The sequence below is a fragment of the Methylobacterium sp. FF17 genome (assembly GCF_025813715.1).
GTDB classification, from domain to species: Bacteria; Pseudomonadota; Alphaproteobacteria; order Rhizobiales; family Beijerinckiaceae; genus Methylobacterium; species Methylobacterium flocculans.
This window is the reverse complement of sequence record NZ_CP107532.1, coordinates 4,093,422-4,106,160: the sequence shown is the minus strand read 5'-3', so window position 1 is coordinate 4,106,160 and position 12,739 is coordinate 4,093,422. Positions and strand designations below refer to the sequence as shown.

The following is a 12,739-nucleotide window of genomic DNA, read 5'->3' as shown; positions in this document are numbered from 1 at the left end:
GGAACGGTTGAGGCAACGGCTGAGGAATGCGGTTCTACGTCGACCATGATCTGGGATTTCGCATCCGGTGCTGGGTCGTGCCGGACAATCCGGCGGCGATCAGCCGGGTCTATGTGAGCCTCGAGGGGCAGCGGGTCGCGGAGTTCGACGCCTGGATGGTCGACGACGTGATCCGGATCCAGGGGCTGCACGCCACCGGGCAATGCGTGTTCGAGATCACCGACGAGCAGGTCCAGGGCATCAGCTCCGCCCGGCGCGTGGAGATCCACGACGCCGACACCAACGTCCTGATCTACCGGCGTTCCCCGCGCCCCGATGTGATCCGGGGCAAGGTGCTGCTCGTGGACACCAGCATCAACAGCGACAGCCTCCTCCAGTCCGTCCTGTTCGACCGGTTCCAGCAGAGCTACTTCGAGATCGGCGGCCTCGCGGACGAGGTCCTGCGGGTCCTGTTCGAGAGCCCGTGGCTGACCTCGAGCCTCCTGTCGGGCGCGATTCTCCTCGCCCGCTACGAGGGCCACTTTGCCGGCGAGAACCTCCTCACCTCGGCCCTGATCCATGATCCCTACGTGGAGATGGCGAGCCGGCTCCTGTGGCTGCAGGCCCGCGCGCCCGTCGCGGCCGACCCGGCCCAGGCCTGGCGCGTCGGCCCCCTGAAGGAGACGGTGGAGACCGTCGCGACCTACGACTTCACGGACATCAAGAGCCTGAAGCGCTTCTTCCGGATGCTGCCGGAGCCGGCCTACCGCCTGCTCTACAACCCCCTGACGCGACAGTTCAGCACCCGGCTGCCCGATGAGCGGCTCACGCCGGGGCATTCGATCGTTGCCATCGAGATCCTCGCCCGCGTCGGCGTCGTCGGCCACCGGGACTATTTCGAGGCCTTCGCGGCCACGCTCTTCGACCGCCTGGGCGTCGACGCTCCGGTCCCGACCCCGCCGGCGATCCCGGCCGAGACGCTGATGCTCGCCGAGCGCCTGCGGGGGCTGAAGGTCGCCCAGGAGATGCTGGTCTTCGACATCGCCATGACCGACGCGGTGCGCGACGCCATCGCCAAGGGCTGGACCGTGTGACCACGCCGGTCCCCCCGGTCGTCGCCGCCCTCCCCGGGCCCGCCGGGCGCTCCGTCGCCCGGGCCTTCGCGAGGGACGGCGCCGCCCTCACCCTCGATCTGGCGGATATGGATCTCGCGGGTGCCTGGGCGACGATCCGGTTCCGCGATGCGGGGAGCGGCGGCGTCGGGCGCGTGACCCTGAGCGCGCTCGTGCGCGACTCCGGCGCCGGTCCGGACGGCGCCCTCGCGGTCGTCACGCTGCCCGAGGAAGCGGTCGGGGGCGATGACTTCGCCTGGACCGGCCGGCTCCCCCCGGGCCTGCGGGCCCTGCGGCTCGCACCCCTGTCCCGCGAGGCACCGGTCCGGCTCTCGGATTTCGCGCTGCGGCGGCGGAGCCGCCTCGCCCTCGTGGCCCGGGCCCTGCGCCGGGACCCGGCCCTGACGGCGCGGGCGGTCTACTGGCGCAGCCTCGGCCTCAAGGTTCGCGGGCGGGCCCTGCTCCTGCGCGCGCTCAACCGCCGCCAAGAGACCGGCTACGACACCTGGATGGCCCGGTTCGACACCCTGGCGGACGCCGATCGCCGGCGGATCCGCGCGGAGATCGCGGAGTGGGCGGACGCGGCCCCCCTGATCTCCGTGGCGATGCCGGTCCACGACCCCTCCCCCCGGGTCCTGGAGGCGGCCATCCGGTCGGTGCGCAACCAACTCTACCCCCATTGGGAACTCTGCATCACCGACGATGCCTCCACCGACCCGGCGATCCCGCGCCTGCTCGCCCGCCAGGCCGCCGACGATCCGCGCATCCGGGTGACGCGTCGGGCGCAGAACGGGCACATCGCCCGGGCGACGAACGACGCGGTGGCGCAGGCGACGGGCGCCTTCGTCGCCTTCCTCGACCATGACGACGTGCTGGCGGAAGCGGCCCTCTACCATGTCGCGGCCGCGATCCGGTCGGACCCGGACCTCGTGCTGATCTACAGCGACGAGGACAAGATCGACGGGCGCGGGCGCCGCTTCGAGCCGCACTTCAAATCGGATTTCGACCGCGAACTCCTCTACGGCCAGAACTACATCAACCACCTCACGGTGGTCCGCGCGCAGGCCTTGCGCGCCGCCGGCGGCCTGCGGCCGGGCTTCGAGGGAAGCCAGGATCACGACCTGCTCCTGCGCCTGACGGCCGGGCTCGATCCGGCCCGCATCCGGCACATCCCGCGCATCCTCTATCACTGGCGCGCGGCCGGGGGCTCGGGCACCTTCTCGGACCGGGCCCTCGCGCGGGCCGAGGCCGCACGCTTGCAGGCCCTCGCGGAGGTCGCCGCCCCCCTCGGCGCGACGGCGGCGCGCGGGCCCCTCGGCTTCAACCGGCTGGTGCGGCCGGTGCCGGACCCGGCCCCCCTGGTCTCGGTGATCATCCCGACCCGCGACCGGGCGGACCTCCTCGCGGTTGCCCTGGAGGGGCTGCTCACCGGCACGGACTACCCGGCCCTGGACATCGTCATCGTCGACAACGAGAGCCGCGAGGCGCGGACGCGGGCCCTGTTCGCGCGCCACGCCGACGCGGCTCAGGTCCGCGTCCTGCCCGTCGCGGGCGCCTTCAACTTCTCCGAACTCTCGAACCGGGGCGCCGCGGCCGCGCGCGGCCCGATCCTGCTGTTCCTCAACAACGACATCGAGGTGATCGAGCCCGGCTGGCTGCGGGAGATGGTGTCGATCGTCCTCGACCCCGGCATCGGGGCCGTGGGCGCCAAGCTGCTCTACCCCGACCGGACGCTCCAGCATGGCGGGATCATCCTGGGAATCGGCGGTGTCGCCGGGCACAGCCATCCCGGGCTGCCCGAGTCCGAGCCCGGCTACTTCGCCCGCATGGTGCTCACGCAGGAGGTCTCGGCCGTCACCGGCGCCTGCCTCTGCGTGCGCGCCGAGGCCTTCGCGGCCTGCGGCGGCTTCGACGCGGAGCACCTCGCGGTGGCCTTCAACGATGTCGACCTGTGCCTGCGCCTGCGTGCGCTTGGGCACCGCAATGTCTGGACGCCGCATGCGCGGCTGATTCACCACGAGTCGAAGAGTCGCGGCGCCGAGGACACGCCCGAGAAGCGCGCGCGCTTCGAACGCGAGGTCGCGGTCATGCGGGCGCGCTGGGGCGCGCAGCTGCGGGCCGATCCCTACTACAATCCCAATCTGTCACGGGACGACGCGCGCTATCGAATTTAATGGTGCGGTGCGATATGGTTCCACGCCCATCGCAAAGTCGCCGTATTCGGAGCCTCTATCCGCATCGGGTCGGCTCGGGACCGTCCCGCTCACGCGGCGCGTCCGCGATCGGCTTCCGGGGCGGGTCGCACCGGTTCTCGCTGCGGGTTTTGGTCCGGCGACGAACAGGTGCAGGCACAAGGTCGCGGCCGGATCGGTTGCTGAAGGTTTTAGCAACGAGATCCGAGTACATCCAGGTGGCCCCGAGGCTCCAGCTTCGGGTATTGTCTCGGCTCGATTGATGAAGGTGTGCAACAGGGGGCGTGTTTCCGGCGGCAAGGCCGTCCGGTTCGATCTCTCCGGTTGGACAGCGACTTAGAGCCATACTAAGGATCAAGGGTTGCCCCGGCGGTGCCGTTCGGTCCTGTCCCCCGTTCAAGAGCGTGTGCGAATCGAACGTGACACAACGTACAGACATCGCGATCATCGGCCGTGCCTGTCGGCTTCCCGGCGCTTCGAGCGTCGAAGGGCTCTGGCAACTCCTCACCGAAGCGCGCTGCGCCGTAGGCCGCATTCCGGATGATCGCTGGTCGCTCGAGCGATTCGGCCATCCGCGCGCCCAGGAGCGCGGCAAGAGCTATACGTGGTCGGCCGGCGTGCTGGACGACATCTGGTCGTTCGATCCGGGCGTCTTCGGCATCTCGCCCCGCGAGGCCGAGCAGATGGACCCGCAGCAGCGCCTGCTGCTGGAACTGACCTGGGAAGCGCTGGAGGATGCGGGCCTGCGCCCCTCGGACGTCGCGGGCAGCCAGATCGGCGTGTTCGTGGGCGCCTCCTCCCTGGATTACGGCAACCTGCGCGTCCTCGACACCTCCTCGGGCGACGCCTACGCGGCCACCGGCAACACGCTTTCGATCCTCTCGAACCGCATCTCGTACATCTACGACCTCAAGGGCCCGAGCTTCACCGTCGACACGGCCTGCTCGTCCTCCCTGGTCGCCCTCGACGCGGCGGTGGCCGCCATCTCCAGCGGCCGGATCGACACGGCGGTGGTGGCGGGCGTCAACCTGCTGGCGAGCCCGTTCAACTTCATCTGCTTCTCCAACGCGCAGATGCTCTCGCGCACCGGCCTGTGCCAGGCCTTCTCGTCGAGCGCCGACGGCTACGTGCGCTCCGAGGGCGGCGTCGTCCTGGTGCTGAAATCCGCCCGTGCGGCGATGCGCGACGGCAGCACCGTGCGCGGCGTCATCGCGGCGAGCGGCGTCAACTCGGACGGGCGCACCACCGGCATCTCGCTGCCCTCCGGCTACGCGCAGGGCGCGCTCCTGGAGCAGGTCTACCGCGAGGCCGAGATCGACCTTGACGCGGTGGTCTTCGTCGAGGCCCACGGCACCGGCACTCCGGTCGGCGACCCGATCGAGGCCAGCGCCATCGGTGGCAAGCTCGGGCGTCCGCGCCGGGAGCCCCTGCCCATCGGCTCCATCAAGAGCAACATCGGCCATACCGAGCCGGTCTCCGGCCTCGCGGGCCTGCTCAAGGCGAGTCTCGCCCTCGAGAACGACCTGTTCCCGACCTCGCTCCACGCGGCCGAACTGAATCCGGACATCCCGTTCCGGGACCTCAACCTCTCGGTCACGAACAAGCCCCTGGCGCTCGCCCGCACCGGCAAGGTGCGCTTCGCCGGCGTGAACTCCTTCGGGTTCGGCGGCACCAACGCGCACGTCGTGCTCACGGACGCGGCGCCCGTCGCGGCCGCCGCAGCGTCCGAGGCCGGGCGTGCCCCGGAGGTGCTGCTGCTCTCGGCCCAGAGCCGCGCCGCCCTCAACGAACTCGCCCTGGATTACGCCGAGCGCCTGGACGGCGCGGATGCGGCGGGGATCGCGCGGATCGCCGCCGCCGCCGCCCACCGCCGCGAGCGCCTGTCCTCGCGCCTCGCCGTCTCGCTGGACGCGGACCTCCCCGAGGTTCTGCGCGCCGTCGGCGAGGCCGAGGACAATCCGAACGCGCATCTCGGCACCGCCGTCGACCGCGCGGCCGAGGTGGCCTTCGTCTATTCGGGCAACGGCAGCCAGTGGGCCGGGATGGGCCGCGAGGCCTACGAGCAGAACGCCGCGTTCCGCGAGGCCTTCGACCGGATCGACGCCCTGTTCGTGACGCTCTCGGACTGGTCGCTCAAGGAAGCGCTGTTCGCCGAGGATCTCGAGACGCGCCTCGCCCTGACCCGGGTCTCCCAGCCGCTGATCTTCGCGATCTCCAGCGCCTCGACCACGGCGCTGCGGGCGCGCGGCCTGAAGCCCAGCTACGTCCTCGGCCACAGCGTCGGCGAGATCGCGGCGGCGGAAGCGGCCGGCATCCTCAGCCTCGAGCAGGCCGTGAAGGTCATCTTCTACCGCAGCAAGCACCAGGAGACGACGCGCGGCTTCGGCACGATGGCGGTGCTGCTCGCGCCCGCCGACGAGATCACGCAGTTCCTGACCGATTACCCGGCCCTCGACATCGCCGCCTACAACAGCCCCAAGGCCATCACGGTGGCGGGCCCGGTCGCCGATATCGACGCGGCCATGAAGGCGCTGACCCGCAAGCGCCGTCGCGGGCGCAAGCTCGACCTCGAATACCCCTTCCACGGGCGGCTGATGAATCCGACCGAGAAGCCGCTGCTGCGGGATCTCGCCGGGCTGAAGCCGCATGCCGCCACGACCACGATGGTCTCCACCGTGACCGGTACGGTGCTGCCCGGCGAGCAGTTCGGTGCCGGCTACTGGTGGCGCAACATCCGCGAGCCCGTGCGCTTCTGCGAGGCCGTGCAGGAGGCGACCCGCAAGGGCGCCCGGGTCTTCATCGAAGTGGGTCCGCGCGCGACCCTGCTGTCGCATATCGGCGACGCCATCGAGCCGCTCGGCATCGAGAACGCCACGATCGGCGTCCTGCACCGCAAGCCGGCCGGGGGCGATCCGATCGCCCGGACCGTGGCGGCGGCCCTGGTCCAGGGCGCGGCGGTGGATGAGGCGACGGTGTTCGGGCAGAACCCGCGGGGCGACGTGCCGCTGCCGCTCTATCCCTGGCAGCGCCGTCCGTTCCGGCTCGCCGAGACCACGGAGGGCGTCGGTGCGGCGACCCCCCGCCCCTACCACCCGCTCTACGGCTCGCGGCTCACCCCGGACGGCCTCGAATGGCACGGCCACGTCGATATCGCGACGGTGCCGGACCTCGACGATCACCGCATCGACGGCCAGGCGATCCTCCCCGGCGCGGCCTTCATCGAGATGGCGCTCGGCGTCGCCCGCGAGGTGATGAAGAGCGACAGCGTGGTGCTCGCCGAATTCGAGATCCAGTCGCCGATGGTGTTCGGCGAGGAATCTCTGCGGGAGGTCGCGGTCCGCGTCGCCGGCTCGGGCAACGCGATCCAGGTCCTCAGCCGCCCGCGCCTGACCCAGGCCGCCTGGCAGATCCACGCCGCCGCCAAGATCATCGACGGCAGCTTCTCGGCGCCGGAGCCGGTGGACATCCACGTCCCCTCGGAGCACGCGGTCGAGGGTGCGGCCCTCTACCGTCTCGCCGCCGCCTCGGGCCTCGGCTTCGGTCCGAGCTTCCGGCAGGTCGCGGTGAGCGCGCGCCTCGACGAGACCACCATCGTCTCCGAATTGGTGCCGGCCGAGGCCGATCCCCGCTTCGGCCTCGTGCCGGCGCGCCTCGATTCCTGCTTCCACGGCCTGATCCTGCTCTTTGCCGGGCTCATGGGCGAGGGCTCGACCAAGGCCTACGTGCCGGTCCGCTTCGGCGAGATCCGCCTCGTCAAGCCCGGCGCCGTGATCGCGCGGGCGATGATCAGGACCCGCCGCGCCAACGAACGCAGCATCCTGGCCGACTTCACCCTGGTGGATGCCGAGGGTGAGGTCATCGCCACCCTGCGCGAAGGCCGGTTCCAGGCCCTGCGCGCCAAGGGCGGCAATGAACTGGCGGCCTATGCCATCGCGCAGCGCCCCGAACTCGCCACCGAGCCGACCGCGATTCCCCTGAGCCGCGGGCAGCGGATCGGCGACGCGGTGCGTCCGGCCGTCAAGGCGGCCTTCGCGCCGGCCGAGGCGCCCCTGGCCCCCGGCCACCTCCTGCTCGAGGGCTGGGCCACCTCGATGGCCTACCGCCTCGCCGAGGGCCTGCAGCGCTCGGGCACGGTGGCGATCGACGAACGGGTCCCGGAGGCGATGCGCCCCTGGCTCCTGAACGCCCTCTTCGCCCTGGAGAGCAGCGGGCTCGCCACCCTCGACGGGACGCGCTGGACCCTGCGCAAGGATGTCACCCTGCCGGCGCCCGACGAGATCATGCGCTGGATCGCGGCGGACCATCCCGAACTCTCGGCCGAACTGGTGCTGACCGCCGATATCGGCGCCGTCGTCGGACGCCTGCTCGCGGGCGACCTGACGACCGCGCCGAGCCTGTCGCAGAACGCCCTCGACGCCTTCATCCTGCGCAGCGCCACCGCGCGTGCCTCGGCCGACGTCATCGCGGCGCTCGTGGAATCCGGACGCGCCGCCCTGCCCCGCGACCGGGCCCTGCGGGTCCTCCAGGTCGGCTTCGGTCCGCTCTCGGCGCAGGCCGCCGGCTTCGCCGACGGCGTCGAGGCACAGCTCACCGTGTTCGAGGCCGACCGGCGCTTGGCCGAGCGTGCTCGCCTCGCCCTTCCGCGCGGCGTCACGGTCATCGAGGATCCGGCCGAACTCACCGCCGGCGGTTTCGACGCGATCCTGGCGAGCAACGTCCTGCATCGCTCCGAGCGCGCCCTGCTGGGGCAGGTCGCCGATGCCCTCGCCACCGGCGGCTTCCTCCTCGCCGCCGAGCCGGGCGCCTCGCTGTTCCGCGACCTCGTCTTCGGCCTGACGCCGGAATGGTTCGACGTGTCCGGCGACCTGCCGATCGGCCGCCTCGACGACATCACGGGCTGGCAGCGCTCCCTGAGCGAGACCGGCCTCGTGCGGGTGGCGGTCGATCGCGCCGTCTCGGCCAACGGAGACGACCTGCTCTTCATCGCCGAGGCGCCCCCGCGGACCCGGCCCGGCGCCGGCCAGACTTTCGCCTTCGTCATCGGCTCCCGCGACGCCTACGCGGCGGAGACGGCATCCTCGCTGGCGACCCTGCTGGTGGCGAGCGGCGTCCACGTCTCCATCATCCTGGATTCCGAGCAGTCGCTGCTGGAACTGGAGCGGGAGACCCCGGACACCGTGGTCTTCCTCGCCGGCGCCTTCAACCACGAGGGCTCGGCCGCCACGCGCCTGCGCGAGCGCTGCCTCAGCCTGAAGCGCTGCGTCGAGCACCTCGGCAGCCGCCAGACCCGCCTCTGGGTCGTCTGTCCCGGGGCGACCCGTGACGCGGGCGATGCCAGCGGTTCGGTGGAAGCCGGCGTCTGGGCCTTCACCCGGACCCTCGCCAACGAGGTCGCCAGCCTCGACGTGCGCCGCATCGACCTCGCCGAGGCGCTCTCGACCAAGGGCGCTGCCGAGCGCCTGCGCGACCTCATCCTGTCCGGCACGCCCGAGACCGAGATCATCCTCGACGCGGATCGCACCCGCGTGATCCGATTCGCGCCCGGCCAGCTCTCGCGCCGCCCCGCCTACGACGCGGTGCCGGCCCCCGCCGCCCGCCTGGAGCGCAGCAACACCGGCGGCCTCAACGAGATGACCTGGGGACCGGCCGAGCGCCGCGCGCCGGGGCACGGCGAGGTCGAGATCGCGGTGGAGGCCACGGGCCTCAACTTCCGCGACGTGCTCTGGGCGCTCTCGATGCTGCCCGAAGAGATCCTGGAGGACGGCTTCGCCGGCCCCCGCCTCGGTCTCGAGGTCGCCGGCCGCGTTCTCTCCGTGGGCAAGGGTGTGGCCGCCTTCAAGCCGGGCGACCGCGTCGTCGCCTTCGCGCAATCGGGCTTCGCGACCCACATCGTCGTGCCCGAGCTCGTGGTGGCGCCGAGCCCACCCGGCCTCGATCCGCAGGCCGCCGCCACCGTGCCGGTGGCCTTCCTCACCGCCTATTACGGCCTCGTCAGCTGCGCCCGCCTGCGCCGCGGCGAGTGGGTCCTGGTCCATGGCGGCGCCGGCGGCGTCGGCCTCGCGGCGTTGCAGATCGCCAAGCTGAAGGGCGCCCGCGTCATCGCCACGGCCGGGTCGCGCGAGAAGCGCGCCCTGGTCAAGGCGCTCGGCGCCGAGCACGTCCTCGACTCGCGCTCCCTGGCCTTCGTCGACGATGTCCGCCGCATCACCGGCGACGGCGTCGGCGTGGTCCTGAACAGCCTGTTCGGGGAGGCCATGGAGCGCAGCCTCAACGTACTGAAGCCGTTCGGCCGCTTCATCGAGCTGGGCAAGCGCGACTACGTCGCCAACACCCATATCGGCCTGCGCCCGTTCCGCCGGAACCTCTCCTACTTCGGTGTCGATCTCGACCAGGTGCTCCAGCACCAGGGCGAGGACGGGGCCCGCCTCTTCCGCGAGGTCATGGCGCTGTTCACGGAAGGCGGCCTGAAGCCGCTGCCGTTCCAGCCCTTCACGGCGGACGAGGTCTCCGACGCCTTCCGGCTGATGCAGCAGTCGGGGCATGTCGGTAAGATCGTCATCGCGCCGCCGAAGCCCGGCAGCGTGATGCAGGTGGAGAAGTCCACCTTCACGATCGCGCCGGACCGGGTCCACCTCGTCACCGGCGGCCTCGGCGGCTTCGGCATCGAGGCGGCCCGCTGGCTGGCGGATCGCGGTGCGAAGCACATCGTCCTCGTCGGCCGCAACGGGGCCGCGAGCCCCGAGGCGAAGCAGGTGGTCGCCGATCTCGGCGCCCGCGGCGTCAACGTCGCGGCCATGGCCTGCGACATCACCAGCCGCAAGGCGGTGGATGCCCTGCTCGCCGAGGTGGAGGGCAAGGGACGCACCCTCGCCGGCGTGATCCACGGCGCGATGGTGCTGCAGGACGGCCTCATCGCCAACATCGACGCCGCCGCCCTCGACGCGGTGATCCGCCCGAAGGTGATCGGTGCCGAGCACCTCGATGCGGCCACCCGGGCGCGCAAGCTCGACTACTTCGTGATGTTCTCCTCGGCCACGACGTTCATCGGCAATCCCGGCCAGGGCGCCTACGTCGCCGCCAACGGCTTCATGGAGGGCCTTGCCCGCCGCCGCCGCAAGGCGGGCCTGCCGGCGCTCGCCGTCGCCTGGGGTGCCATCGGCGATGTCGGCGTGCTGGCCCGCAACCGCGCGGTGATGGAGACCCTGGCCGGTCGCGTCGGCGTGACGCCGATGGACGCCCGCCACTGCCTCGACCTCATGGCCGACGCGCTGGAAGGCCAGGGCAACAGCCCGGACGACGCGGTGATCGCCATCGCCTCCATGCACTGGGGCAAGGCTCGCGAGCGCCTCGCCACCATGAAGAGCCCGAGCTATGCCGAACTCGGCTCGGACCAGCAGATGGAGGCCGGCACGGTGGCGGCCATCAACATCGGCCTGCTGCTCAAGACGCAGGACATCGACGCGGTGCGCAAGACGGTGGCCGACGCCATCGTGGAGGACATCGCCCGCATCCTGCGCCTGCCGAAGGACGACATCAGCCGCGTGCGCCACCTCTCCGAGATCGGCCTCGACTCGCTGATGGGCGTCGAGCTGGGCGCAAGCCTGCAGGAGCGCTTCGCCCTCGAGGCGCCGCCCTCCGGCATCTCGTCCGGCCTCACCGTGAACGAACTGACCGAGACCCTGATCCAGTCGATCGCGGCCCCGGTGGACGAGGCGGCCGCCGCCGTGATGAGCCTCGCCCAGCGCCATGCGAGCGAGGGGGTGGACGTGCGCACCCTGGAGCCCTTCCACGCGCTGGTCGAAGAGAACAGCCTCGTGATCAAGGAAATCCTGCCGTGAGGAACCCCGCATGAGGAACCCTGCATGAGCAATCCCGCGAGACCGGATGGCGGACGCGCGGCCCTGGCGGGGTTCGTGACGAACCGTCTCGGGCGCAACGCCAACCGTCCGGCCCAGGCCCGGGCGGAGCAGCGCCCAACCGGCGGCCCGTCGGTGCAGAACTTCGAGTCGCTTCCGGGCTATCGCGAGCTGCGGCTCCAGCGCTCGGCCGCCGACCTCATCGGCCTCGGCAACCCGTTCTTCCGGGTGCACGAGTCGCGGGCCGGCGCCACCACGCGCATCGCCGGCAAGTCGTTCATCAACTTCTCGTCGTACGACTACCTCGGCCTCAACGGCCATCCGGACGTCAATGCCGCCGCCGCAAGGGCCATCGAGACCTATGGCACCTCGGCCTCCGCGAGCCGGATCGTGGCCGGCGAGCGCCCCGGGCACCTCTCCCTGGAGAAGGCCCTGGCGGACCATTACGAGACCGAGGCCTGCGTGGTGATGGTGAGCGGGCACGCCACCAACGTCACCACCATCGGCGCGCTCCTGGAGCCCGGCGACGTGATCTTCCACGACGCCCTGAGCCACAACAGCATCGTGACGGGGGCGCAGCTCTCGGGCGCCCAGCGCCGGTCCTTCTCCCACAACGACCTCGACGCCCTGGAGACCCTGCTGGGTGCCACGCGCCACGAGCACCGCCGCGCCCTGATCGTGGTCGAAGGGCTCTACAGCATGGATGGGGACGCGCCGGACCTCGCGGCGCTCATCGCCCTCAAGCAGCGCTACGACGCCTGGCTCATGGTCGACGACGCCCACGGCCTCGGCGTGCTCGGGCGGACCGGCATCGGCCTGGCCGAGCATTGCGACGTCGACCCGCGCGGCGTCGACATCTGGATGGGCACGCTCTCGAAGACCCTGTCCACCTGCGGCGGCTACGTCGCCGGCCCGGCCCCGCTGATCGAGTACCTGAAGTGCACCGCCGGCGGCTTCATCTACAGCGTCGGCATCTCGCCGCCCCTCGCCGCCGCGGCGGAAGCGGCCCTCGACATCATGCATGCCGAGCCGCACCGGGTGGAGCGCCTGCGCCAGAACGGGCACCTGTTCCTGTCCTGTGCGAAGAAGCACGGCCTTGACACCGGCACGAGCCTCGGCCTGGCGGTGATCCCTGTGATCATCGGGGATTCCCTCAAGGCGGTGACCCTGTCGGATCGCCTGTTCAAGCGCGGCATCAACGTGCAGCCGATCATCCATCCGGCGGTGCCGGAGCGGTCCTCGCGCCTGCGCTTCTTCATGACCTCCGAGCACACGCCGGAGCAGATCCGCGAGACCGTGGATGCGGTTGCGGAAGAACTCGCCGCCATCGAGAAAGGCGGATCGCTCATCGAGCAGCTCATGGCCAAGCGCGGCAAGCCCTGAGGCTGGCCGGAGCCGTCGGTTCTCTTCCCTTCTGTTCCGTTCATCACCCTTTGCATTCTCAACGAATTGTCAGCGCCGGCGTCGAACGCCGGCGCTTTTTGGCGCGTTTCTTCCCTGTGCGGCCGATTGCCCTCAGCCCCTGCGCAGGAGACAATCGCCTCGCTATGTGTCTCTTCAGTCGCCCCGGAACCCGGCCCGGCACGCGGCGTTCGTCCCC

Annotated in this window: 4 protein-coding genes; all 4 read left to right on the top strand. The window is 71.2% G+C overall.

Going from position 1 to position 12,739, the window contains the following annotated elements; all coding sequences use genetic code 11:
* Positions 1–26 precede the first annotated feature (26 nt).
* The 4 genes from OF380_RS19430 (at position 27) to OF380_RS19415 (ending at position 12,522) form a co-directional block, all read left to right on the top strand.
* Positions 27–1,073, top strand: coding sequence for a hypothetical protein (locus tag OF380_RS19430; RefSeq protein WP_264046836.1), 1,047 nt, complete (start codon positions 27–29; stop codon positions 1,071–1,073).
* Positions 1,070–3,265: a glycosyltransferase family 2 protein gene (locus tag OF380_RS19425; protein WP_264046834.1), complete on the top strand. Its 2,196-nt coding sequence runs from the start codon at positions 1,070–1,072 to the stop codon at positions 3,263–3,265. The genes OF380_RS19430 and OF380_RS19425 overlap by 4 nt, the downstream gene beginning before the upstream one ends.
* 437 nt (positions 3,266–3,702) lie before the next feature.
* Positions 3,703–11,121, top strand: a complete 7,419-nt coding sequence (locus tag OF380_RS19420) for a type I polyketide synthase (RefSeq protein WP_264046832.1) — start codon at positions 3,703–3,705, stop codon at positions 11,119–11,121.
* Positions 11,122–11,145: 24 nt separating this feature from the next.
* A complete protein-coding gene (locus OF380_RS19415) occupies positions 11,146–12,522 on the top strand; it encodes an aminotransferase class I/II-fold pyridoxal phosphate-dependent enzyme (protein WP_264046830.1) in 1,377 nt (458 codons plus the stop codon).
* Positions 12,523–12,739: the final 217 nt, after the last annotated feature.

What these genes read in the sequence shown, in the direction of transcription:
- OF380_RS19415 (WP_264046830.1), top strand. Translation starts at nt 11,146, where the DNA reads ATGAGCAATCCCGCGAGACCGGATGGCGGACGCGCGGCCCTGGCGGGG.
- OF380_RS19430 (WP_264046836.1), top strand. Translation starts at nt 27, where the DNA reads ATGCGGTTCTACGTCGACCATGATCTGGGATTTCGCATCCGGTGCTGG.